Here is a 23503-nt window from a genome sequence, read left to right on the forward strand (position 1 = left end):
CGACGGCTTCGGTACGGTGAAATATGGAGGATAGATATGGCAAAAGACTTCAACAAACCTTTGAGCACCAGAGAACTGCAAAAAGCCACCGTGGCGACGATGGATATTCTCAAGGCACTGGTATTGCGTAATCAATTTGGCAATATTTGCGCAAGAGCTGGCTGGACCATCGAGATGGTATTCCATGAAGGGGATTCATTGGCTGTGCGCGAGCGCGCTTGGAAGGTGATAGATCTATTCATTGAAGCCGTTGGTGCTGAGAAGCTTGCAATATGGTGGGGGATGGCTCCTGTGGCTATGGCCAGCGAGAAAGGGAAAGCGAGAATGGAAAAGCACAAGCCCAATACGCTCAATAATCCGAATGGCTTTGCAATGATGTTTGATCTGGCCTCGGGAAGTCCAAAACCTCCAGATGATTGGGTGGAAAATGCACAAGAATTTCGACTTTATTGCCGAATAAAAAACAATGAAGGCATCTGGCTGCATGATCGCCATACAACACCTGGCATAGGCCCTTCCATGTCTTTCATTCGCATGGCATTTCCAGCATGGTGGATTCTGGACCAACCGCCAGGGCGCAATGTGGGCAGCCTCACCACCCAGATGGTGGAGTTGATGCAGCCCTTCTGGGCCATTGCAGGCTGGGGTGTCGTGCCGGCAGTGGAAGAACGCAATATCGATCCCGATGGCAAAGGCCAGCAGGTGCTGTACCCCTATCTGCAGCGGTTCCCGGGATTGAATGCGCTGGGCAGTATTGCCTTGATGAGCCATGACTTCAATAAAGCCATGTACAGCATCAACTGGCTGAGTTTTGTCAGCGATGCATTGCTGGAGAAACTGGGTGGGCGGGAGGCCGTGCGAAAGCAGGTGCAGGCCAGTCAATACCTTTCCGCCGGGGATGTGGGCAACTGCCTGGGGATTCGGGCCGGAGACTTTCCGGGGCTGGGGGATATGGACCAGGGACTGACACTGCCCGCCTTTGGCGAGGCGGCGCGGCTGCTCAAGCCGATTCGTGCCAAATCCCGGCTCAACAACTTCATCGGACCGCCGCCTTCTGGCTCCAATGATGAGCATGCATGGCTGCTGGCATGCGATGCCTATATGAGCCGGTTTGATTTGTTCTGATTTCTGGTGTGTTGAAGTAATGGAGAAGATGGCGATGGCTGCGGAACATGATTTCAACTGGCCTTGCGGCAATGAGAAAGCGAATGTTGCCACCGCGGCGACGATGGATATTCTCAAGGCGCTGGTATTACAGAATCAATTTGGACGTATTTGTGCAAGAGCAGGCTGGACGATCGAGATGGTGTTCCATGACGGGGATTCATTGGCCGTGCGTGAGCGTGCATGGGAAGTGGTGGAACTTTTTTGTGAGGCTGTAGGGAAGGAGAAACTGGTTTATTGGTACGACGGAATGCCTGCCATGCTGACCAGCGCGATAGCACAAAGAAAGTTGGCTGCAAAGAAGCAGAAAAGCTTTGATAACCCAAAAGGTTATGCCCTGATATTTCATATGGCTTCGGGTAAGCCAAATCCTCCTGAGGTGTGGGAGAATAATGCGCAAGACTTTCGCCTTTATTGCCGTATTGAGAATGATGAAGGTATTTGGTATCGTGAGAGATATGGGTCGATAAAAAAGGGCCCGGCCATGTCTTTCATTCGCATGGCATTTCCCGCGTGGTGGATTATGGATCAACCGCCAGAGCGCAATGTGGGCCGCCTCACCACCCAGATTGTGGAGTTGATGCAGCCCTATTGGGCCATTGCAGGTTGGGGCGTCATGCCCGCAGTGGAAGAACGCAATATCGGACCCGACGGCAAAGGGCCGCAAATACTGTATCCCTACCTGCAGCGTTTCCCGGGTTTGAATGCCCTGGGCAGTCTTGCGCTGATGAGCCATGACTTCAACAACGCCATGTACAGCATCAACTGGCTGAGTTTTGTGAGTGATGCCTTGCTGGAAAAGCTGGGTGGTCGGGATGCGGTGCGCAAGCAGGTTCAGGCCAGCCAGTATCTTTCGGCTGGGGATGTAGGCAACTGTCTGGGGATACGGGCAGGAGATTTCCCAGGACTGGGGGATATGGACCAGGGGCTGACGCTGCCCGCCTTTGGCGAGGCGGCACGCCTGCTCAAGCCTTTGCGCGCCAGATCCCGGCTCAACAACTTCATCGGCCCGCCGCCTTCGGGGTCCAATGATGAACATGCGTGGCTGCTGGCATGCGATGCCTACATGAGCCGGTTTGATCTGTTCTGACCCATGCAGGCACTGCAGCTGAATCCTGCCGGGCCAGCCGGCAGGACGGGTTTTCGGGTCGGGCGGACCTAGTCCGCGTCAACCCCTAGCAGCAAATCCGTGATCTCGTCCGGATACCGCTGCCGGTTGCCGTCGATGAGCACGCAGCCGGGTACTTCGGGGTCGGGCCGGGCCATGGGCATACCGTGGTCCAGCAGGGCCTGGGCGCAGCCCAGCCAGTCGCCGCCGCCGGGTTCCGTGGATTCGGGCCGGTTCAGCGATGCCCAGCACAGGGTGCCTGCGCAGTTGTCGCCATAGGCGTGGCGTTCGGTCCACTGTGCGCCGTGCTCCAGCAGGAAGCGCGCCATGGCGGCATCGCCACGGAAAACGGCCTGGTTCAGTGCGGATGCATCCCAGTCGCCGCCGCGCGCAGCGATGGGCCAGCCCAGTTCCACCATGCAGCGCACGGCCTCCAAGCGGCCCAGGGCTGCCAGTTCGGGCAGCATGCGCAGCTGCTCGTGAGACAGTCCTTGCAGCAGACCCGGGTGGGACGCGAGAAGCCCTCCGGCCCGGGCCCGGTCGCCCATGGCGCAGGCGGCAACGAACTGTTCTTCGGGCGTGGCGGGTTCAGCGCCCGTGGCCTGTTCCAGCAGGACGGCCACGTCGGCCAGGCCAAAGCGCCGTGCCAGGCGGGCGGCGCCCAGGCCTTGCGGTGTGCGGGTGGCCGGGTCGGCTCCTGCATCCAGCAAGGCCTGCACGTGGGCGGGCGAGCGCAGCCGGCGTATGGCCCACAGCAGCGGGCGGCCCCATTCGCCCTGGCCGTTGTCCTCGTTCGGATCGGCGCCGTGGTCCAGCAGCAGGCGCAGGGCCTGCTCATCGTCCAGGTCCAGCACGCGGAACAGGGCATTGCTGCCCTCCACGCGCGCGCCCGCCTGCAGCAGCAGCCGCGTGCATTCGCGGCTGGCCGGCGTGCCTTCCAGAGAGTGGTAGAGCGATTCGCCGTCGTTGGGGTCGGCCCCGGCCTGCAGCAGCATCTGCGTCAGTTGCGCATCATGGTTCTGGCCTGCTGCGCCATAGAGTGCTGACAGCCGCTCGGTCTCGGAGGGCGCCTGCAGCGAGGCCGGCGGCCAGCGATTGCCCACGGTCTGCAGCGGGTCGGCGCCCGCGTCCAGCAGCCAGCGCGCGCAGGCGCGCAGCGGCTCGGCGAACTCGGGCAGGCGCAGCAGGCACGAGTGCGTGACGGCCACCAGCGGCGGCAGTCCCAGCGGCCCGCCTGCGCGCTGCAGCCAGCCGGGATCGCTGTGCGTGGCTTCGCGCAGCGCGGCCAGGTTGCCGATGGCGCAGGCCATCCAGGGATCATTGCCCGGCAGCTCCGGCCGCTCGTCCAGCAGGCGCCGGGCCAGCGCGGGCTGCGCGCGGTGCGTGCCGCCCGCCACATCGCCGGCATAGACCAGGGCCAGCCAGTGCAGCCGGGATGTCTCTGGGTCCGCCGCCAGGCGCTGGCATGCCTCGACGTAGCCTGACAGCTCGCTCCATGAGGCGAAACCGTGCTCGCGCGCCACGGTGGACTGGGCGTCGTGCAGCCGCAGGTCCATGGCGGCCAGTGCTTCATCCGTGCGGCCCCGGGCAGCGGGCAGGTGGGCGCGCAATTGCTCCATGGCCTGGGCCGAGCCTGCGCGATAGGCGGCCAGCAGTTGCTTGGCCTGTTTCTTGAGATGGCCCATGTCGGGCCGGGCGGGGATGCGTTTCACAGGGATACCTCCGTGCACGAAGGCCAATGACCTGCAGCTTGGCGCACAAAGGCATGTGGCAAGAGAAAAACGCCGAGAGGCGCATACAGGTGGGTTCAACCCTTCCCGCAGGTCCGGGTGCGGCCTGCACCGCAAGCGCGGATGTTAGCGCAAGGCGACAGTCATCTGGGTGACAGCCGGCAGCCCCTGCTTGCGGGTTCCTACCCGCATGGCGGGCCAGTTGTCTGGCATAGGCTGCGTCGGCACTCCCCCTTGAAACGGATTTTTTGCGCGCGTTCCCCTTCAAACCTTCATCCCAAGGAGACAGTCTTATGCGAGCCCTGCGTTGGAATCGTTGGAAGTATCTCGGTCTGCTGGCGGCCACGGGCCTTGCGGCCTGCGGCGGGGGGGACGGTGATGCGCCCGAGGAAACCCGGGCCCAGGACAGCCGCAGCTTTGCGCCGGCCAATCCTTCTGCCACCACGTTCGATGCGCTGGCGGCTGCCGCTGGCGACACGGTGGACAACGCCAGCACCAGCCGCTGGGCCGGAGTGCTGGAAGGCGCGGCCTACCGCATCGAGGTGCCGGCCAACTGGAATGGCCGCCTGGTGATGTATGCCCACGGCTATGCGGGCGAGGGCAGTGCGCTCAACGTCACCAATCCGTCCATACGCCGGTACCTGATCCAGAACGGCTATGCCTGGGCGGCGTCCAGCTACAGCAAGAACTACTACGACGTGCGCGCCGGCGTGGAGGACACGAATGCGCTGGCGCTGGCCTTCAACCGCCTGGCCGCATCCCACGGCCGGCCGCTGGCGCAGCCGCAGCGCCTGTACATCACCGGCCATTCCATGGGCGGCCATGTCACGGCGGCGGCCATCGAGGCCGAAGCCCAGTCAACGGCCCGCAACAAGGTGCGCTACCAGGGCGCCGTGCCCATGTGCGGCGTGATGGGCGATACCCAACTGTTCGACTACTTCTCGGCGGCCCAGGTCACTGCCCAGGCCCTGGCGGGCGAGGCCCGGCATGCCGTCACCGACTGGGCGGCCATCCAGGGCAAGGTGACATCGGCCCTGTTCACGACCTTCCCGTCTGCACCTACCGCGACGGGCCGCGCCTATCTGTCGGTGATCCAGAATCTCACGGGCGGTCCGCGCCCGCTGTTCGACCTGGGGGTGGCCGTGGGTGGCTCGTTCGCTCCGGTCTGGGGCGTGTTCGGCAGCGACGGCTCGGTCAACGGCATCCTGAACCGCAACGTGACCGATACCAACCGCTTCACCTACCGCATCGATGGGGATGCAGCGGCCTCGGCCGCGCTCAATGCCGCCGCGCAAAAGCGCACGGCTGCGCCTGATGCCAACCGGCTGCGCCGCGACGGCCTGCGCTGGATTCCCGTGAGCCCAGGCGACATCGGCATTCCCGTGGTGACGCTGCACACGCTGGGCGACCTGTATGTGCCGTTCAGCATGCAGCAGATCTACCAGCGACGCGTGGCTGACAAGGGCAAGGACCGTTGGCTGGTGCAGCGCGCCATCCGCGGCGCATCGCACTGCGACTTCACCGTGGCCGAGCAGGTGGAGGCCTTCGATGCCATGGTGCAGTGGGAGCAGGGCGGCGCCAAGCCGGGCGGTGACGATGTGCAGACGGCCGCCACGGTGGCCGCGCCGACCTATGGCTGCCGCTACACGCGCAACACCCTGGGCCCGGATGACAGCACCACCACGCGGCAGTTGCGTGCCGTGATCTCGCAGAACGCGGCAAGCTGCCCGTAGCGTGGAAGGCGGCGCAGGCTGCGCCGCTCAGCGCGGGCTTGCAGGCGCTGTGGACGCTTGTGCGAGCAGGCGCAGGCCGAACAGCTCGCCCAGCGCCTGCCGGTACTGGTCCATGGCGCGCGACTGGGTGTTGTGGTGGTTGCCGCCTTCGATGAGCACGAAGCGCTTGGGCTCGCTGGCCGCGTCGAACAGCTGGCGGCCCAGCGTGGCGGGGATCAGCGGATCGGCGCTGCCGTGCACGACCAGCAGCGGCGAGCCTATGCCGGCCACCTTGTCGATGGAGGCAAAGCGCTGCGTGATCAGCGGCCCCACGGGCAGCCAGCCCCAGCGGAAGCTGCGGACCACGTCGGGAATGCTGGTGAAGGTGGCCTCGACCATGACGCCGGCCTCATCCTGGACGCTGCGCGCCAGGTCGATGGCGATGGCGCCGCCCAGCGAATGGCCGAAGATGAAGCGCGGCCGGTCCGGAGCGTGCCGGCCCAGCCAGTCCCAGCCGGCGCGTGCGTCCTCGGCGGCCGATTCCTCGGACGGCAGGCCGGCGCTGCTCTTGCCAAAGCCCCGGTAGTCGATGGCCAGCACCGAAAAGCCCAGCTCGTGCAGCCGCCGGATGCGCGGCGAGGAGCCGGCAACGTTCCAGCGCGCGCCATGCAGGTACAGCAGCACGGGGGCGTTGCCGGCCGTGGCCGGCTGGGGCAGCCACAGCGCATGCAGGCGGGCGCCGTCCTGCGTTGGCATGTCGATCCAGACATCTTCCATGCCGGCCGTGTTGGCGCCGGGCCAGCTGCGGTCGCTGGGCTGGAAGATCCATTCGCGCTGCTTGGTGTCCAGCACGGAGCAGCCGCTGGCCGCCAGCAGCGCGGCCACGCCCAGCGCTGCCGTGAGCCGGTGCAGGCGCCGTCGGGGCCACAGGTGGGAAAGCAGTGAGGGCATGACGCAACAATGGATGCACGGGCCGGCCAAAAGTTCAGCGCCGCCGCCGTGCCGGCCGGCGCTGTCATGGATTGGCGCTATTCTTGCCGCTGGTCCGCAGGCTGTCCTGGCTGCACGGGCCTCTCCCCACTGTTGATGAGTGAACCTGTATGCCGATACGCCTGGGCCTGGCCGCCAACCGAATCCACCACCAAACCGAGGATGCCGCACTGTTCGGCTGGCTGCGCGCCTGCGAGTCCGGCATCCGCGAGCTGCAGCTGGGCCTGCATGCCGTGGGCCGCACCTTCGATGCCATCCAGGCGGCCGGCATGCTGGCGTCCTACCGGGGCCTGCGCCGCTATCCCTATGGCCGCGAAGGCGGGCTGATGAAACTGGTGGCCGAGGTGGTGGGCGTGGAAGGTGACGAGCGCACCATCGACGGGGCCATCTATTTCACCGACCCGGTGGATCCGTCCTCCATCTTCCCCGAGGCCGTGGCGCTCAAGCGCCAGTGCGTGATCCATGGCAAGCCCTTCCTGTCCACCGTGGCCTCGGCGCGGGACTGGATCGAGATGGAGCGCATCCAGGCAGGTCTGCCCAAGGATGCCGGTGCGCAGCGCTTTCACGACTACGCACAGCAGACGCTGGCGCTGATCGCCCACGATGCGCTCAAGCCCACCATGCTGGATTTCGCGGCACGCAACTTCGAGCTGCTGTCGCGCTTTGGCCGGCGCGTGGGCACGGGCACCACGGGCCAGCGCCTCAACGAAATGGCCTGGAGCCGTGGCTGGCCCGAGGACCGGCCCTGGGTGGACCGCTACAACAGCGGCCCGCTGGGCGGCGATGCGCAGATCGCCGACCTGGTGCTGGACCGCCGCTGCCAGCGCGTGATCTTCTTCGAGGACCCGCATGTGGCGCGCCAGCACGAGGCCGACATCCAGCTGCTGGAGCGCGCCGTGGCCACGGTGACGCACGACACGGTCTGCACCACTTCTCCGGCCGTGGCGCAGCGCTGGTGCGATGCGGCCTTGATGCGCCGCTGAATGCCCCACTAAAACCTTCGTCGCGCAGACGACAGCCTTGCGGCCTGCGGGTGGGTGAACACCCGTGACCGGCCGAGGGCTTTCTGCAAGACTGGCCGTTTCCAAAAACCAAGGAGACAACGATGGTCAGTCCGCTCTTTCGGCGTTCCCGGCATGCCATGGCCCTGCTGGTGCTACTGCCCGGCTGGGTGGCGGCCCAGGCACAGGCCCCCGCAGCGCCCGCGCTGCCGCCGCCCGACAGCGTGCGCCTGGAGCAACTGGGGCTGATGCAGGGCTTTCCGCCGGCCGCCGACAAGCGCGTGGACGTGTCCAACGGCTACCGCTATCCACAGCTGCGCTGGGTGGTGCAGCACCTGCGCGAAATCCAGCCCACGCAGAACATCCGGCGCGGCGCGGCGGCGCCCTCGGCACTGCCCGAAGCGCCCATGGCCCTGGGCGGCCTGCGCTTTGACGACGACAAGGGCCAGCCCGTCACCGTGGACCAGTGGCTGGACCGCACCTATACCGACGCCATCGTGGTGCTGCACAAGGGACGGGTGGTCTTCGAGCGCTACCAGAACCAGATGCAGGCCAGCTCGCCCCACCTGCTGTTCTCGGTCACCAAATCGTTCACCGGCCTGATGGCCGCGCAACTGGCCCACGATGGGCGCATCGATCCCCAGGCCCTGGTCACTAAGACTGGCTAACACCACCGATCCACGAAGCGTGCACAGATGATCGCCGCTGCCAGTTTTAGCAGCGCTTCGTGGATATCCAGTCGTCTTTCAAAGCGGATTCGCAACTTGCCAAAGCCTGCAAACCATCCATGGGTCCGCTCCACCACCCAGCGATGCTTGCCCAGTCGCTCGCTACTCTCAACGCCTCGCCTGGCAATGCGGCTGGCGATGCCCCGTTGTCTCAAGTGCGCACGGCAACGCTTGTAGTCATAGCCCTTGTCGGCATGCAACTTCGATGGTCTTTTGCGGGGGCGCNAGACTGGCTAACACCACCGATCCACGAAGCGTGCACAGATGATCGCCGCTGCCAGTTTTAGCAGCGCTTCGTGGATATCCAGTCGTCTTTCAAAGCGGATTCGCAACTTGCCAAAGCCTGCAAACCATCCATGGGTCCGCTCCACCACCCAGCGATGCTTGCCCAGTCGCTCGCTACTCTCAACGCCTCGCCTGGCAATGCGGCTGGCGATGCCCCGTTGTCTCAAGTGCGCACGGCAACGCTTGTAGTCATAGCCCTTGTCGGCATGCAACTTCGATGGTCTTTTGCGGGGGCGCCCTCCCAAGCCTGCAATCGCAGGAATCGCGTCCACGCACCTCTCGAACATCTTGGAGTCGTGCCGGTTCGCGCCGCTGACCAAGATCACCAGCGGGATGCCTCTGGCATCTACGACGATGTGCCGCTTGGAGCCGAGCTTGCCTCTGTCCGTGGGGTTGGGGCCCGTTTCCTGGCCCCCCGGGGGCTTGGTACCGAGGAGCCATCAATGCTAGCCCGGCTCCAATCAATCTGGTCATGTTCACGCAAGCGAGTCAACATGGCCTGGTGCAGCTGCTCCCAGACACCAGCAGCGTTCCAGTCGCGCAGGCGGCGCCAGCAAGTCATGCCGCTGCCGTACCCAAGGGATTGGGGAAGGTCTTCCCACGGAATGCCTGTTTGCAACACAAACAGGATGCCGTTGAGGGCGGCTTCATCGCTGACTGCGAGCTTGCGCGCACCGCCTTTGGAGGAAGGTACGAAGGCTGGGATGAGAGGTTGTAGCTGTCGCCACAGTTCTTTGCTTACGGGTCGTCGTGCCATGAGGGCAGCGAGCATAACGCTCTGCGGGGGGCTTCTGACCAAGTGGTGTTAGCCGCTCTNGACACCAGCAGCGTTCCAGTCGCGCAGGCGGCGCCAGCAAGTCATGCCGCTGCCGTACCCAAGGGATTGGGGAAGGTCTTCCCACGGAATGCCTGTTTGCAACACAAACAGGATGCCGTTGAGGGCGGCTTCATCGCTGACTGCGAGCTTGCGCGCACCGCCTTTGGAGGAAGGTACGAAGGCTGGGATGAGAGGTTGTAGCTGTCGCCACAGTTCTTTGCTTACGGGTCGTCGTGCCATGAGGGCAGCGAGCATAACGCTCTGCGGGGGGCTTCTGACCAAGTGGTGTTAGCCGCTCTTAGTGATTGCTTTTTTCAGTTCTTCCTGGAATTCCTCACCATTCCGAAGGCGAAGATATTCCTGATGTGCCAACCGATAGGCTTCTGATTCCATACCGTACGAAGTCGACAGTACTTCATAGCGGTCGACTCCGGCACGACGCCAGAGTGCCAGATCGGCCATGACCTCCGCGCGAGAAGTACTATTTACTTCCTTTTTATTTGCTGCGCTGCTCTCTTGAGAATTGGCTGCATAGCAAGTAGAAATAGCTATTGTGAAGAATGCGAATTTTAGAGTGCGCAATGCACTTACCCTGATCAAGGGCGAGGCTATTTTTGACATGGTTTAAATGACAGATGACTATGAGGCTACCGGCAAGTATGTTATGCGGCAGTGTTGACCGAATGTATCAAAGACGCAATATTAAATATTGAGCCACTCCTTTCCTAAAGAAAATTGATGACTACCAGATATATTCATCAATCAATATTCAGAATAAGTTTCCAATCAGCTTTTCTTTTTCAATACAAAAATAATTGAAAATTCAAAACACTTTGCTGATCTTTACCCAAAGTCTTGCTCAGGGAATATCCACACGCAGCAGACCAGTGCACGAATGCTGCAAAAACCAAATAGATGGTGAAATTCAAGTGAGGTAACGAGTAGCGGGCTTGGAGTTTGAGAAGCCCTGGGCCAAATATCCGCGCGCTTGCTCAAATGCGTCCCATGCCGCTGCCTCAGGCACTGGTGGAATGGTCACAAGCTCTCTGCGATCAAAACCCACCAGCTGCATCAACGAGGTCGTCAACCTCCATCCATGACATCGCCACCAGAGCGCTCATAGATCTCGGTGCGTGTGGCGGCCGGCAAAACCGCTGGTATGTAGACGCCCCTGGGCCCTGCCTCAGCTGCAAGGCTCTGCAAGAAGGCCAACATGTAGGACTTCGTTGCTGCGCAAATACCTTGTGAAGACTCAGGCAGCAATGCATTGAGCCGGTCGGTGGTACGGGCCACCCATACGAGATCGTGGCCACGAGCCGCAAAGCGGCGTGCGTAAACAGCACCAATGCCACTGGAGGCGCCAGCAATAAGAGAGCTAGTCATTTCAACTTCCCCAATTGATATCCACCATTTTTATGACAGCCTGGTTAATAAGACAAGTCAGCGCAGAGAGACGCTGCTGCGGAGAAAGATGCGTTCAGCTGCGGGAAGTCAAGCTGGCCATCGTGTAGTGCTCATAGTGGCCAATCCCATTCTTCACGATGGGATCTTCGGATGTAAACGAACCGATCTCTTGGTTGTCGGCGATCTGGTAAAGAGACACGCCGTAGCCATCACCATCGTCAATCACAGGCCCGTGCGCTACGATCACACCTTGCTCGAGAAGACCGTTCATATATTCGCCATGCTGCATCATCCATGTTTTTTCTTCGCCGGACATGGTGCCCAGGAAATTCGCGCGAGGCGGGACAAATTTGCACAGGTAGTATTTCATTTCGGCTCCTCTCAAAGATAAATGATGCTGAGATTCAAGCTGTTTTCACACTCTTCAATATTGCCCCCTCGAACATCTTGGGCGCATAGCTCTGCAGGAACAGGATCATTCCGGTCATCTTTCCAACGGGATTACTGAACTTTGGCTTCTTGGTATCGATCAGCTTGGTAATCGTTTTGACGACGGCGTCGGGCGCCTCCGCCTCATCGATCCCCTTCTGTGTCGCAGCATCTGCTTGCTTGCGGTAGGCGTTGTAATCAGCAATACGCCCGCTTGATTGAGACACGGAGTTATGAGCGAGGTTGGTCTTGAACCACACTGGCTCCACCATGCTGACTTGGATGTTGAACGGATCCAGCTCGAAGCGCAGAGATTTGAAATACCCCTGGACTGCGTGCTTTGAAGCCGTGTAGTACGAGAGATTCGGCGGGCCGATCAAGCCGACGATGGAGCTGATTGTGATGATCTGCCCATGCTTTTGCGCCCGCAGCCGGGGCAGCAAGGCATTCGTCACTTTGATCGTGCCCCAGAAGTTGGTTTCGAACTGCTGACGTCCCAATTCGACGGGAGTCTCTTCTGCCAGCCCCGTCACCATGTAGCCGGCATTGTTCACCAATACATCCAGCTGCCTGACGCTGCGGAACAGCTCTTCAGCGAACGCGTTGATGGAGTTGTCGTCGCTGATGTCCAGACGCAGCAGCTTGAAGGGAACCTTCCCTTCGTGCTTTTCAGGTTCACGGCTGGTACCGATGACTTCGAAGCCCTGGTTGTGCAGGCTGTTGGCGAGCAGCAGGCCGAAGCCCGAGGATGCGCCGGTGATTAGGACTGTCTTCTTCATGGGTAGCTTCTCCGTAGATGATGGAAATTCTTGAAAACTTTGCCCGGCTGAACGTGCGTGCAGAAGGGCTTTGGGCTATTTGCTATCGGGGTTGGCAGCGCGACCATGAACAAGCCTTCATCAGCCAAGGCATGGCTCACAACCGTTACCTCTCAAGATGAGGCCGGGCTCTCTGCGCGCATGACTCCTTTCGGGCGTGGGTGCTGGACTGAACGATGAGCGCATGTTAGTATCGTTTTAGTACTTAGTCAATACTGAAATGATATGGACTCGAAAAAAACTTCTGAAAGCACTTGCCCCATCGCGCGCAGCCTGGCCTTCCTGGGCGATGCGTGGACTATGTTGATCCTGCGGGATGCGAACGCTGGGCTGACGCGCTTCGATCAGTTCAGGAAAAGCCTTGGCATCGCTCCCACGATGCTGACGAAGCGTTTGGCGACGCTCACGGATGAGCAACTGCTGGAAAAGCGGCAGTATTCGGAGCGGCCACCTCGCGAGGAATACGTCCTGACCGAAGCTGGGAGGGACTACTTGCCCGTTCTCTTCATGATTGCTGCCTGGGGCCGAAAGCACCGTGGCGAAGGCAAGCTGGTTCGGTTTCTGGATGCCGAGACGGGCAACGATCTGAAGCCGATTGCGATCGACGCAGAGACCGGCGCAGAGATCGGGACTCGCGAAATCCGCATGGTGATGCCGGAATGAAGCCAAGCAGTCGGGCTCCAGTGCCGGCGGAAAATCAAGCAGGCACAGCGAACCGTGGCGTAGTTCTTCTGTTGGCTGCGCTCGCGGCGATAGGCGCTTTGTCAACCAACATCATCCTGCCGTCGTTTCCGGCGATGTCTAAAACCCTGGGTGCGTCAGATGCCCAGCTCGGCCTGACACTCAGTGTCTTCTTCGTAGTTTTCGCGGCGGGGCAACTCTTCGTGGGACCTCTGTCTGATCGCTTCGGGCGTCGCAAACTGGTCATAGGGGGCTTGCTGGTCTTCGCGGCTGGCGGGGTGGTGTGTGCCCAGGCGGCGGCTCCAGCCGAACTGATTGTCGGCCGAGCAATACAGGCTGCAGGCGTATGCGCCGCGTCCGTACTTGCACGCGCGATCGCAAGAGATATGTATGAAGGCGAAACTCTGGCACGCGTTCTTGCGATGGTGATCGTGGCTATGGCCGCGGCGCCGGGGTTCTCTCCGCTGCTGGGCGGCATGACTGAGAAAATGATTGGCTGGCGCATGACCTTCCTGACGGTCAGTGCCTTCGGGCTCGCACTTTCAATGTGGTACGCCTTCCGACTTCCAGAAACACACGTCGCGTCGCGGCGGATGCCGCTTGCCGTTGGCCCCATACTCAGGATCTATGCCAGCCTTCTGATCGATCCACGCTTCCTCCGTCCAGTCGTCGCTGTCATGTGTCTCACAGGCGGGCTTTATGGATTCTTCGCTGCTGCTCCATCAGTGCTGATGGGCGCCATCAAGTTGAGCGCGCTGGAGATGGGGCTCTTTTTTGCAGCCACGGTGCCCGTGGTTTTTGCTGCAGGCCTCGCTGTACCAAGACTTTCACATCGCTGGGGTGCAGCTCGAGTCATCCAAGCCGGAATCATCTTGGCCATGGTTGGAGGCGTGATGATCTACCTGGCCTCGGTTCGATACCCATCCAGCCTCACAGCGTTCACGTTCGCGCTCTGTGTCTTCCTCATGGGAATGGGCGTTGCCAATCCTCTCAGTACAGCACAGGCGCTTTCTCCATTTGGAGCTCAAGCAGGTGCAGCCTCCGCCATGTTGGGCTTCATACAGATGTCCGGCGCAGCACTTGGCGCCATGCTGGTCAGCACGATGGCAGGGATCTCCCACATGGCGGCGGTAGGACTGCTTATCTCAGTCTTCGCACTTCTTGCTTTCATCACTTTCTGGAACCAGCCCAGGACGGCTGGTTTTTGACGAGATTCCAGTGGATACACGAGGCACACCTTCGCCAGCATGAATTGGATGGAGCCTTTGCCCGACTGCCGCAGCGTGAGGACTCAATGGCCGCAGGCCCCTGCCCCTGTAGCACAAACACACAACTGGAAGAATTCTTGCGGAACGCCACTGAACACGCAGCGCGTCACGCAGATAACTCGTTGATTTCTCACGTCCTCGCAAGCCATGCGCCATCGATCTTTAGAGAGATGCGCCACTGGACTTTCGTCTGTACGGAAAACGCGCCACTGGACTTTAGTTTTTTAGACCAGTAAGGCTGAGGAGCGAGCTATCGGCCGAGGCGCAAGCGCTCAGGGCCGATGTGCGGCGGCGTAGCGGGTTGCCAAGGGCTCTCGTGTGGCAGCTACCGACGGTGGATTCAACCGGTCAACGCAACACACTCATCAAACATTTCAGCAGGTGTTCTGAACCCCAGCGTCTTCCTGGGACGCTGGTTCAACTGCCTTGCAATCGCATCCAAGCTCTCCTGTGAGTAGCCCGACAGATCCAGGCCTTTGGGAAGGTACTGCCTGAGTAACCCGTTCGTGTTCTCGTTGGTGCCCCGTTGCCATGGATGGTGCGGGTCGCAGAAGTAGACCTGGATGTCGGTCGCCAACGTGCCACGAAGGCGGAGCTTCCCTCCCTTCGACTCCACAGAGGTCACCAGCCGAGGCTTCGGTCTCGTTCGCGCCTGATCTAGGGCAGTCATTCTGCACGGCTGGCTGATTTTGGGTGCGCTCAGCCCCACGGCCAGGGGCGCCCTCGATGCGACGTTAGGACACAGCCCGCAAGGCTGCATGGTGATTCAGCGCCACCCTTTCGCCGGAAGTTCTGTGTGCTCCTGCAGGCCTCGCTTCGCCGCTGGGCAGCGCGGGCGCGCCCCGAAAAAACTAAAGATCAGTGGCGGAAGAACTAATGTGTAGTGGCGTTCCGCAACTCTCTCCTACCCCAGCACCTTCTGAAGACGCGGCTGGTAACGCGATCTGCTCAGACTTGCTCAGATTCATAATGTTTCTTTTTGTTCTAATTTGTAGCAAAAGTCTCACTATGAGACCAAGGCCCAAACCTCCGGTCTAAGCAAGTCTTCTTTCCAGCCTCCCCAATCCTCAAGGCGTGCATTGCAAGCTTTCAGGGGTTTTCCTCAAAGGTGTCCACACATGATTCAGCGCCGTTCTTTGCAGCACGTCCTCGCCGCCGCTTCGCTCTCACTCATTGCCTGTGCCGTAAGCGCCGCCGATTACGCCTATATTCCCAATTCAAACAGCAGAACAATTTCGGTCATCAATACCGCGACTGGAGAACTCGCCACCACATTAAGTCCAGCAAGCATGGACGCAACGTTAAATGATAACATCTACACTCTTGCATTGCGACCAGGCGCCAACAATGAGTCGTGGTTCGGGCAATACAGATCCAACAACAAACTGGGAGTTATTGACACAACAAACAACTCCCTAAAAGCAGTTATCGACAACACTGGATCATCTGTCTCCATCACCTTTTCTGCAAATGGTGCCATCGCCTACGTCAGTGATTACGTCAATAGTAAGCTGCATATTATAGACGCCAACTCCAAACAAATCACTGCCAGCTTAAATACGGGATGCTGGACAATCTCCTCTGCACTAAGCCAAGACGGTGCCTCACTTTATGTGCGGTGTGGAGACACTGGTGAGATCAAAAAACTGGATACTGCCACCAACACGTTATCCACACTGGAAAACGTCTCAAATTCGGGATTTGGCTTGGCTTATGACCCGACAGGAGCCGGAAAACTATATACGTCGAGCAATGCTGGCAACACGGTTGGCCTCATCGATTTGGCAGACAACACGGTTACTCAGATCACAATAAGCGGTATTAATGGCCCCGCCAAGGCAGTAGCAGTTCGAAAGAATGGCAGCAAACTATATGTCGGCGGAAACAACAATGTACTGCACGTCGTTGACACTGCCAACACTTCAACACAGAAAACGCTCACACTGAGCGGTGAGGTCTCAGGTATCACGGGCCTTGGTATCTCGGCAAACGATGCGGCGCTGTATGCTGTAACAGCGAATGGCACAGTCCATGTCATTGATGTCGCCACCGATACGGAAACCAAGACGATATCTGCCGCAGCCGGCGCCTCTTCTTTATGGATCTGGGGTGACTTCCTCGGCAACGTCGTCGCCAGTGCCACGCCGGGTGGACCCTCGGTGGCATCGATTGCCCCGCAGGGCACACCATCAGCCAGCGCCACAAGCATCAATTTCGCAGTGACCTTCAGCGAAGCGGTCAACGGAGTGGATGGCACCGATTTCGCGCTGACCACTACAGGCACCGCCACCGGCACGATGGGCACGCCATCCAGTGCCGACAACGGCATCACATGGACTGTACCCGTCACTGCCATCAGCGGCACGGGCAGCCTGCGCCTGGACCTCAACAGCAGCGGCACCGGCATCGAGAGCACCGCAGCAGCCAAGCCCATTGCAGGGGGCTTCGCGACAGGAACCGTGCACAACGTTGATGTACAGGTGCCAGTCGCTGGCGCTTGTGGCACGGCGGCGGGCCAAGCCACGGCATTGGCCCCTGCAGCGGGGCTGTGCAGCGCGGGCACGGCTACGGCGATCTCCAGCGCCAGTGGCAAATACACCTGGCAGTGCCAGGGCTTGAACGGCGGCAGCGCCAACAGTTGCGAAGCCCCCTGGTCCACCGCTGGAGGCAGCAAGGCAATGGTCGCACTGCAGACAGCCAACGGTTGGCAGGTGAGCAACGCCAGCTTCAGCACCACGCCACCCGCGACCGCTCCGCAAGGCGTGACTTTCCCCTCTGGACTGCTCTCGCTGAATCTCAGCAGCGGCAACCTGGGCAGCGATGCAACCGTCACCCTGAACTTCAGCACACCGGTGCCTGCAGGCGCGGTATACATGAAGTACGGCCCCAGCCCTGATGGTTTCAACTGCCAAGGCGCAGCATGTGCTCAACCACACTGGTACCAACTGCCTGCCAACCGTGCTGTGCTGGCATCGGACCGGCTGAGCGCCACGTTGACGCTGACCGACGGCGGGCTCGGCGACAACGACGGCATAGCCAACCAATCCATCCAGGATCCGGGAGGCTTTGCACTGCTGGCAGCACCCGCCAGCACTGCGGCGATTCCCACCCTGTCTGAATGGGGCATCATCGCGCTGTCGTCCCTTCTGGCCATGTTCGGCATCGCAAGAATGCGCCGCCGCCAGGGCTGAAAACAAAAGCCACCTTCGGGTGGCTTTTTTCATTTCACCGACCGCGAAGCGAGCAACCGGGCTTACCGCTCTCTGCCGTCCCTCAATGCATTTCCTTGATAGCTCCATGGCAAGAACCCAGAACCCGGCTCCAACACAAAAAATCGTCGCCGTCAGCTGACTCAATGCCTACCATGGGTCAATACTGTAAATCCTCAATTCAATCCCATTGAGATGATCACAATGTGAATGCGATCTCAATATCAATTGGAATGCCCTACCCGACACAATAAAAAAACAATTCCTTGCAAAATAAAATCCGCCTTCATACACTCCAGTCTCCAACTTTCATGGAGGAGAACGCAATGACTGGAATTCGTCGTGATGTCAATCAAGGTGGAACTGTCTGGAATGAAACGCTAATCTGGTATTCCAAAGCCGTGGGGCACCTTTACTCTCTTCCCATTACGGACAGGACCAGCTGGAGATATCTTGCCGCCATTCATGGCATCAACAAGAGCGGCTGGATCAGTGCCGGCGTGCTTTCGGCCAAGGACCCCTTGCCACCCAACTCCGAAACCGAGGAGATGTGGGACCAATGCCAGCATGGCACCTGGTACTTTCTTCCCTGGCATCGCGGCTATCTCGCCGCATTCGAAGCCATTGTGGCGAAGACCGTCAAGGAGCTTGGTGGCCCTGCCGACTGGGCGCTTCCCTATTGGAACTACCTGAATTCCAGCAATCAGGCCGCACGCAACATACCCCAGGCTTTCCTGGAAGAGAAATTGCCGGATGGTTCTCCCAATTTCCTGGCCAAGGCCAGGCGCAATGGGTCAAAGCGCCTGGGACCAACGCCTGACATTCCCCGTGATATCACGCTGGGTTGCCAGGACTACCACCGCTTCACCAGCGCTCCCGGCACCTTGGAATACGGCGGTGGCATCACCGCCTTTTCCCATGACGGCAGCGACACTGGCGCCATTGAATCCAATCCGCACAATCTGGTTCACATCATGGTCGGCGGACTGCAGGAGCCCTATGGATTCATGTCAGACCCCGACTATGCCGCCCTGGACCCGATTTTCTGGGTGCACCATTGCAATGTGGACCGGCTTTGGGCCGCCTGGCTGACCCAGCCCGGCAACATCCAGGACAACAGCGCCGCCTGGAGCAACGGACCTGCCGGCCGCGGCTTCGTCATGCCGGACACCGAAGGAAAGCTGGCCTCCTATGATCCGGGTGAAACCCTGCCTGGCGGTGCGCTGGCCCCTGACTATGACAATCTGACCAGCGGCACGGGCGCCACCACGCTCACGGCCAGCACGGCAGGCCTTACACCGCAGGAGATCGACATGCCCGCAGAATTCTCGACGGTCCCGCCGCCCGCGCCGCGTGTACTGGGCTCCAATGCGGAGCGGGTCATCGTGGGCCGCACGCCGCGGCTGACCACCGTATCGATCGCGGACCCCGGTGCCGCAAAGGTCGAGTTGCTGCAGGCAGGCGCCGCGCTGCCGCGGCCACAGCGCTACTTTCTTCACCTGGAAGGCATTCGCGGCAATGCGCCCAGCGGCGTGCTGACGGTCTCCATCGGCTCGCCCGGGGCGGCAGCGCGGCATGCAGACACCGTCGCCCTGTTCGGATTGGCCAAGGCCTCGGCCAGCGACGGACCGCATGGAGGCAACGGACTGGGCGCCACCATCGACATCACCGATGCCACGCAGGCCATCCTGGACGCAGGCGGCAGTCTGGACCAGTTGAACGTGGCCATCGAACAGCCCGAAGCCGACCCCGGGCGCGAAATCACCGTGGACCGCGTGAGCGTGGTCGCACAGGACGCCACCCGCTAAGGCCCGCGTATGGACGCGCTGCTGAGAGACCTGCGGACCGCTCCCGCGCCAGCACTGATGGCCGTGTCGGGGGCAGGCTTCATCAGCCTGGCCATCAGCCCGCCTGCCACGCCCGGCCTGTCGCTGTGCGGCTCGCTGTCCTCGGTCACGCTGGCCGACCTATCGCCGCTGGTGCTGGACGGGCACACGCTCGGCATCCTCGGTGTGGCATGGCTGGCCATGGTTCTGGCCATGATGCCGCTGCTGGCACTGCGGCAGGTGCGCCACGCCATGCGATCGAGCGTGGCCCGCCGGCGCCTGCTGGCGGCGGGCCTGCTGCTTGCGGGCTATGCGCTGGTGTGGATGGCGGCCGGCCTGGTCATGGTGCCGCTTGCCGCCCTCTTGCACGCAGCCGCGCATCCCGCGCTCATTCTTGCCTGCATTGCCGTGGCGGTCCTGTGGAGTTCATCGCCCGCAGGAACGCGCGCCCACAATGCCTGCCACAGGCTGTACCCCGTGGCCGCCAGCGGCCCCACGGCCAACCGGGACAGCCTGCAGCACGGACTGCGAACCGGCGTGGCATGCGCCACGGCATGCTGGCCGTGGATGCTGGCGCCCTTCGCCTTTCCCGCGGCCTGGCACCTGCCGGCCATGGCTGTTGCTGCCGTTTTACTCTTTGTGGAGCGCACAGGCCCATCGCTGCGGCCCGCCTGGCGCCTGCCCTATGTCCTGCGGCGCCTTCTGCACGGCAAGCCGCGCACGTCGCTGGGCCGGGCGACAAGACACTGAACCCTGTGGAGGGTGAGCCTCACCCCCGCCCGGCCAGCTCCGCCACCCCTCGCACCAGCGCGCGCCCAGCGTCCGTCGCCTTGCCGTAATGCGCCAGCAGTGCCTGTACATCGGCGTCGGGCGCATGGGAGCGCAGGGACAGCAGCACGTAGCCGATATCGACGCCGGCAAGGTGCAGTTGCTGCAGCGCCGTGGCGTCGGGGACGAGGGCGCCGGACTCGAATTGCTGCAGGACCTGTTTGGCTTGGCCGGCCTTGCGGGCGAGTTCGGCTTCGCTGAGGTTCAGGCGCTGGCGCTCCTGCTGCAGGCGGGCCGCGAGGGTGGGTTCGGGGCGCTCGTGCTGGACGGTAAATGAGTTCCTTATGCTATCTTTGCTTAATATTGAGGTGGATAACAGCAGCAATCATGCGCAATATCATTTTGCCAAACTGGATAGCTATCGGGATCCCTGAGACAGCACATAATTGCGCCACAACAGGTTCCATTAAGAGATTGGCAACGAATATCGCAGCAGCCATACGTTCCTGATGCACTCTGAGATTTCAGGACAATAGGACTTTCCAAGCTCAAATCGCAGGTTTTTCTAGGCATATTTTTCAAGTATCCCTCTTCGTCCTGGATGTCAGCTATGGTTACCTCCACCTGCATCTCGTCAGATGCTTCGTCCAGTCTGAAAAAGGCAGGAACTGATTTTTCCACAACTGCAAAAATATCGCGCTTGGACAACCAAGTTTCACCACCCTCTACACCAGAGTATAAAGACGCAGATAAGCTATATTTCTTCAAATTATTCACTTGAATATTTTTTATCACATATTCTATAGCAACAATCATTCCTTCTTGACTGGATGTGAGCTTTATTGAATCACCCAAACCCACGACGGCACTCCTTTTAACCACCTCACCCTTGAAATGAGTGGATATTTTTACCTGCACGACCTCTTCATTCGCCAGGACGGTATCAGGAAAAATCGCACTCAATATTACAAAGAAAAAAACAAGTAAACTTTTCATAATTCTCCCCCAGAAAGATTAAGAACCATAGAAATATCGCCTATTGATTTAATACAGGCGAGTTGCTCAACTTGCGCCAAGCAGCCTTCGAGAGGGAACATGGTCCAATCAATTGAATCCTAAAACTCCAGCTTGGGAAAAGCTGAGAACTGGATAATCAAAAGCACCAAAAACCCAACTCCAAAGGTGGGCGGCATTGTTCTGGCGTGACCATCCGCCAAGAGCGGACCGGCGCAGCTGGAGTCAGCGTACGGCTACTTATTTTTAGGGGCTGGCCCAATGCTATAGGGAAATTCTATAGATGCAATAAATGCGTGCAAACAGGCTATCGATAGTTTAAGAATTTTCTTAGGAATCCTCTGCAAAAATCGACTTTTTCTGTGACAGCCAACTTCAGGCATGAACTATCTATCGTTGCAATCGCAACGACTTACAGGCGACTGGCTGTCTGGACAGTGTTGTGATGAATGGTGCGTAGCAGATCGTTTTTGATCTGTGCAGAGGACCCTTAACCTTCTGACCGATGCTGCCGATCCATGTACAGTGCCCACCGGTTGGCAAAGTTCATGGCGTGGGCCAGTCGGCGAGGCTGACTTGGACAATCGGAGTCACAAGGTGAGGCAGACTGCCTACTCGGGCCATAGGCCCCGAGTGCTCAGCTACCATCAGTGCCCCAATCACCGATGCAGTCCCCCTGGAAGGCCCTCGTGCTGCTGTACGCCGATTCGCAATTCGCCTCTCCCTATGCCCTGTCCGTGTTCGTGTCGCTGAAGGTCAAGGGGATTGACTTCGAGCTGCGCACGCTGGACCTTTCGGCGGGACAGAACACCGGGGCGGACTATGTGGCCGCGTCACTGACGGCACGGGTGCCTACGCTGGTGGATGGCGATTTCAGCCTGTCGGAGTCGTCGGCGATTTCCGAGTATCTGCAAGAGCGCTTTGGCGGCGCCCGGCTCTATCCCGAGGATGCGCAGGCGCGCGCCCGTGTGCGCCAGGTCCAGGCCTGGCTGCGCAGCGATCTGATGGCCTTGCGCTCGGAGCGCAGCACCGAGGTGGTGTTCTACCGCCCCACGCCCACGCCGCTGTCGGATGCGGGCGAGGCGGCGGCGCGCAAGCTGTTTTCGGTGGCCGGAGCCTTCATCCGCTCGGAGGGCGACCACATCGCCGGCCCGTGGTCGATTGCCGATGTGGATCTGGCGCTGATGCTCAACCGCCTGGTGCTCAACGGCGACGCCGTGCCTGCGCTGCTGGCCGCCTATGCGCGCCGGCAGTGGCAGCACCCCGCCGTCCAGCAGTGGCTGGCCCTGCCCCGCCCGCCGCTGGCAGGCTGAGCCCCCCGGGATATTGGCAGGCCATGGACAGTCTTCTCTACATGGGCGTGCGGATCACGCCAGCATCACTGCCCAGCGATGTCACGCCCGGCGCCTGGCTGCCGCGCGCCACGCTGCTGGAGGTGGCCAGCGGCAAGGCCCTGGGAGCAGTCACCGAAGACCAGGGCTGCGACACGCGGCAGGAGGCCGATGTCCGCGCACTGCGGCTGGGCAAGCGCCATGTGATGAAGGTACTGCACCAGGGATAAAGCGCCGGGGCGAAGGCCGCAGGCCCGCCCCTGTCAATCCATTTTCACGGCCACCAGCTTCCATCCCATCAGGCCTTCGCGCCTGAAGACGAAGCCGCCCGGCTCGCCGCGCGGGTGCACGAAGACCTTGGACCAGCCCTGGTACTCCACGGAGTAGTCCTTGCGCGGCGGCCCGCCCTGGGTGTCCACGCCCACGCCTGCGGCGGCCACGTCCGTGGGTTTGCCGGGCTTGCCTTTTTCCAGCATGAGCATGACGCCGTCGGGCGAGACCAGCGCCTCGGTGAACTGGCTGACCAGGCCCTGGGCCAGTTGCTGGCCAAAGCCGGCCAGGGGGTTGGAGGCGCTGTCGCCCGAGCCGCCCATCTGGGATTGCAGCCTGGCCATCATCTGGCCCTTGATGCTTTCGCGCAGCGCAGGGAAGTCCACGTAGCCGGACAGGGCCTGGGCGTCGCGACGCTCCACGGCCTTGCCGATCTGGTGCAGGACGATATAGGGCGATGCATAGAGCAGGCCGGCCGCAGCCACGCAGAGGGCGGCCAGCGCACCGGCCAGTGTTTTGGGTTTCATGGATCTCTTTCGTGAAAGCGTGCCAGCGGCCACGCGCAAACGCGGATTCTAGGCGGGCCCGTCCGGCGCGCGGCGCCGGCCAGGGACGGCCTCGGGCACAGGCCGTCTCTTCCTGCCGCAGCAATGGGCAGAGAACCCCTATCAGGCCAGGGCGAATACCTGAAAAGCTGGTATTGCCTGCTCCATCCGATTCATACTATAGTTTGTAACAAATAGTTTACAAACCAATACAAGATGGATCGCCATTGGCCACGCAGGCCATCGGCAAGCCAGCATCGCCGTTTCCGGATGCCTGTGAGCCTTTGTGCAGACCGGGCATTTACCGTGAATGAAATCTCATTTTCACGACCGAGTTCTTTTTGCGAGAGATGTGAGCCATCACGGGGCGGCCTGACAACGCGAGTACCCACCAACCATCCGCAA

20 protein-coding genes and 5 pseudogenes are annotated in these 23503 nt (G+C 60.7%); 12 read left to right on the forward strand and 13 right to left on the reverse strand.

Translation table 11 applies throughout. The features are described 5' to 3' along the window. Nucleotides 1–36 precede the first annotated feature (36 nt). Both HFGMBDPB_RS04715 and HFGMBDPB_RS04720 read left to right on the forward strand, forming a co-directional pair. Nucleotides 37–1125 carry a type VI immunity family protein gene (locus HFGMBDPB_RS04715; RefSeq protein ID WP_061287423.1) on the forward strand — a complete coding sequence of 363 codons (1089 nt, stop codon included), beginning with the start codon at nucleotides 37–39 and terminating at the stop codon, nucleotides 1123–1125. A 19-nt stretch (nucleotides 1126–1144) separates the two neighbouring features. Further along, nucleotides 1145–2254 (forward strand): type VI immunity family protein, encoded by a 1110-nt coding sequence (locus tag HFGMBDPB_RS04720; RefSeq protein WP_249343345.1) that lies wholly within the window; start codon nucleotides 1145–1147, stop codon nucleotides 2252–2254. 68 nt (nucleotides 2255–2322) lie between these two features. Here the strand turns inward: HFGMBDPB_RS04720 and HFGMBDPB_RS04725 are convergent, their stop codons facing one another. After that, nucleotides 2323–3984, reverse strand: coding sequence for an ankyrin repeat domain-containing protein (locus HFGMBDPB_RS04725; protein WP_212644997.1), 1662 nt, complete (start codon nucleotides 3982–3984; stop codon nucleotides 2323–2325). A gap of 311 nt (nucleotides 3985–4295) precedes the next feature. Between HFGMBDPB_RS04725 and HFGMBDPB_RS04730 the strand changes: the two genes are divergently transcribed. Next, entirely contained in the window at nucleotides 4296–5735 is a 1440-nt protein-coding gene (locus HFGMBDPB_RS04730; RefSeq protein ID WP_212644998.1) for an alpha/beta hydrolase family protein, read from the forward strand. Between the two features lie 27 nt (nucleotides 5736–5762). Here the strand turns inward: HFGMBDPB_RS04730 and HFGMBDPB_RS04735 are convergent, their stop codons facing one another. Then, the gene (locus tag HFGMBDPB_RS04735; RefSeq protein WP_047326649.1) at nucleotides 5763–6665 is read right to left on the reverse strand and encodes an alpha/beta hydrolase; all 903 of its coding nucleotides are present in this window, start codon (nucleotides 6663–6665) and stop codon (nucleotides 5763–5765) included. A 149-nt stretch (nucleotides 6666–6814) separates the two neighbouring features. On the opposite strand from HFGMBDPB_RS04735, the gene HFGMBDPB_RS04740 reads away from it, so the two are divergent. Both HFGMBDPB_RS04740 and HFGMBDPB_RS04745 read left to right on the forward strand, forming a co-directional pair. Further along, the gene (locus tag HFGMBDPB_RS04740) at nucleotides 6815–7687 is read left to right on the forward strand and encodes a methylglyoxal synthase (protein WP_017406693.1); all 873 of its coding nucleotides are present in this window, start codon (nucleotides 6815–6817) and stop codon (nucleotides 7685–7687) included. A 122-nt stretch (nucleotides 7688–7809) separates the two neighbouring features. Further along, a pseudogene (locus HFGMBDPB_RS04745) lies at nucleotides 7810–8364 on the forward strand (serine hydrolase); the annotation flags it as partial. Between the two features lie 5 nt (nucleotides 8365–8369). Here the strand turns inward: HFGMBDPB_RS04745 and HFGMBDPB_RS04750 are convergent. From HFGMBDPB_RS04750 to HFGMBDPB_RS04775, 7 genes and pseudogenes are all read right to left on the reverse strand, one after another. Then, nucleotides 8370–8657: pseudogene (locus HFGMBDPB_RS04750) on the reverse strand (transposase); the annotation flags it as partial. A 9-nt stretch (nucleotides 8658–8666) separates the two neighbouring features. After that, nucleotides 8667–9475 (reverse strand): IS5 family transposase gene (locus HFGMBDPB_RS04755; RefSeq protein WP_212645252.1). Its coding sequence is split into 2 segments (ribosomal slippage): nucleotides 8667–9145 and nucleotides 9145–9475, totalling 810 coding nucleotides; the frame shifts between segments, so codons are not numbered across the junction. 60 nt (nucleotides 9476–9535) lie between these two features. Further along, nucleotides 9536–9775: pseudogene (locus HFGMBDPB_RS04760) on the reverse strand (transposase); the annotation flags it as partial. A 48-nt stretch (nucleotides 9776–9823) separates the two neighbouring features. Further along, nucleotides 9824–10156 (reverse strand): hypothetical protein, encoded by a 333-nt coding sequence (locus HFGMBDPB_RS04765; RefSeq protein ID WP_212645000.1) that lies wholly within the window; start codon nucleotides 10154–10156, stop codon nucleotides 9824–9826. Between the two features lie 304 nt (nucleotides 10157–10460). Next, nucleotides 10461–10918: pseudogene (locus tag HFGMBDPB_RS30005) on the reverse strand (SDR family oxidoreductase). A gap of 94 nt (nucleotides 10919–11012) precedes the next feature. Next, a complete protein-coding gene (locus HFGMBDPB_RS04770) occupies nucleotides 11013–11309 on the reverse strand; it encodes a YciI family protein (RefSeq protein ID WP_017405392.1) in 297 nt (98 codons plus the stop codon). A 34-nt stretch (nucleotides 11310–11343) separates the two neighbouring features. After that, entirely contained in the window at nucleotides 11344–12147 is an 804-nt protein-coding gene (locus tag HFGMBDPB_RS04775) for an SDR family oxidoreductase (protein WP_017405393.1), read from the reverse strand. Between the two features lie 264 nt (nucleotides 12148–12411). Between HFGMBDPB_RS04775 and HFGMBDPB_RS04780 the strand changes: the two genes are divergently transcribed. Further along, a complete protein-coding gene (locus HFGMBDPB_RS04780; protein ID WP_016454547.1) occupies nucleotides 12412–12849 on the forward strand; it encodes a winged helix-turn-helix transcriptional regulator in 438 nt (145 codons plus the stop codon). Continuing rightward, the gene (locus HFGMBDPB_RS04785; RefSeq protein ID WP_212645001.1) at nucleotides 12846–14075 is read left to right on the forward strand and encodes a multidrug effflux MFS transporter; all 1230 of its coding nucleotides are present in this window, start codon (nucleotides 12846–12848) and stop codon (nucleotides 14073–14075) included. The genes HFGMBDPB_RS04780 and HFGMBDPB_RS04785 overlap by 4 nt, the downstream gene beginning before the upstream one ends. Nucleotides 14076–14475: 400 nt before the next feature. On the opposite strand, the pseudogene HFGMBDPB_RS04790 reads toward HFGMBDPB_RS04785, so the two are convergent. After that, nucleotides 14476–14715 (reverse strand): annotated as a pseudogene (locus HFGMBDPB_RS04790) (IS30 family transposase); the annotation flags it as partial. Nucleotides 14716–15253: 538 nt separating this feature from the next. Here HFGMBDPB_RS04790 and HFGMBDPB_RS04795 point away from each other — a divergent pair. From HFGMBDPB_RS04795 to HFGMBDPB_RS04805, 3 genes are all read left to right on the forward strand, one after another. Further along, a complete protein-coding gene (locus HFGMBDPB_RS04795) occupies nucleotides 15254–17326 on the forward strand; it encodes an IPTL-CTERM sorting domain-containing protein (RefSeq protein ID WP_244160496.1) in 2073 nt (690 codons plus the stop codon). Between the two features lie 344 nt (nucleotides 17327–17670). After that, a complete protein-coding gene (locus HFGMBDPB_RS04800) occupies nucleotides 17671–19152 on the forward strand; it encodes a tyrosinase family protein (RefSeq protein WP_212645002.1) in 1482 nt (493 codons plus the stop codon). A 9-nt stretch (nucleotides 19153–19161) separates the two neighbouring features. Beyond that, nucleotides 19162–19920 (forward strand): copper chaperone, encoded by a 759-nt coding sequence (locus HFGMBDPB_RS04805; RefSeq protein WP_016447904.1) that lies wholly within the window; start codon nucleotides 19162–19164, stop codon nucleotides 19918–19920. Nucleotides 19921–19939: 19 nt separating this feature from the next. Here HFGMBDPB_RS04805 and HFGMBDPB_RS04810 read toward each other — a convergent pair whose 3' ends face one another. Continuing rightward, nucleotides 19940–20323: a helix-turn-helix domain-containing protein gene (locus tag HFGMBDPB_RS04810; protein WP_016453215.1), complete on the reverse strand. Its 384-nt coding sequence runs from the start codon at nucleotides 20321–20323 to the stop codon at nucleotides 19940–19942. Next, nucleotides 20296–20934, reverse strand: a complete 639-nt coding sequence (locus HFGMBDPB_RS04815; RefSeq protein ID WP_158528231.1) for a hypothetical protein — start codon at nucleotides 20932–20934, stop codon at nucleotides 20296–20298. The genes HFGMBDPB_RS04810 and HFGMBDPB_RS04815 overlap by 28 nt, the downstream gene beginning before the upstream one ends. Nucleotides 20935–21617: 683 nt before the next feature. On the opposite strand from HFGMBDPB_RS04815, the gene yfcF reads away from it, so the two are divergent. Further along, complete coding sequence (gene yfcF / locus HFGMBDPB_RS04820) at nucleotides 21618–22265, forward strand: glutathione transferase (RefSeq protein ID WP_212645003.1); 648 nt, start codon at nucleotides 21618–21620, stop codon at nucleotides 22263–22265. A 23-nt stretch (nucleotides 22266–22288) separates the two neighbouring features. Continuing rightward, the gene (locus HFGMBDPB_RS04825; RefSeq protein ID WP_034364289.1) at nucleotides 22289–22513 is read left to right on the forward strand and encodes a hypothetical protein; all 225 of its coding nucleotides are present in this window, start codon (nucleotides 22289–22291) and stop codon (nucleotides 22511–22513) included. 33 nt (nucleotides 22514–22546) lie between these two features. Here the strand turns inward: HFGMBDPB_RS04825 and HFGMBDPB_RS04830 are convergent, their stop codons facing one another. Further along, nucleotides 22547–23080, reverse strand: a complete 534-nt coding sequence (locus HFGMBDPB_RS04830) for a DUF2939 domain-containing protein (protein ID WP_034364287.1) — start codon at nucleotides 23078–23080, stop codon at nucleotides 22547–22549. Between the last annotated feature and the right edge of the window lie 423 nt (nucleotides 23081–23503).

The organism is Delftia sp. PE138 (assembly GCF_018320755.1).
Lineage (GTDB): Bacteria > Pseudomonadota > Gammaproteobacteria > Burkholderiales > Burkholderiaceae_C > Comamonas > Comamonas tsuruhatensis.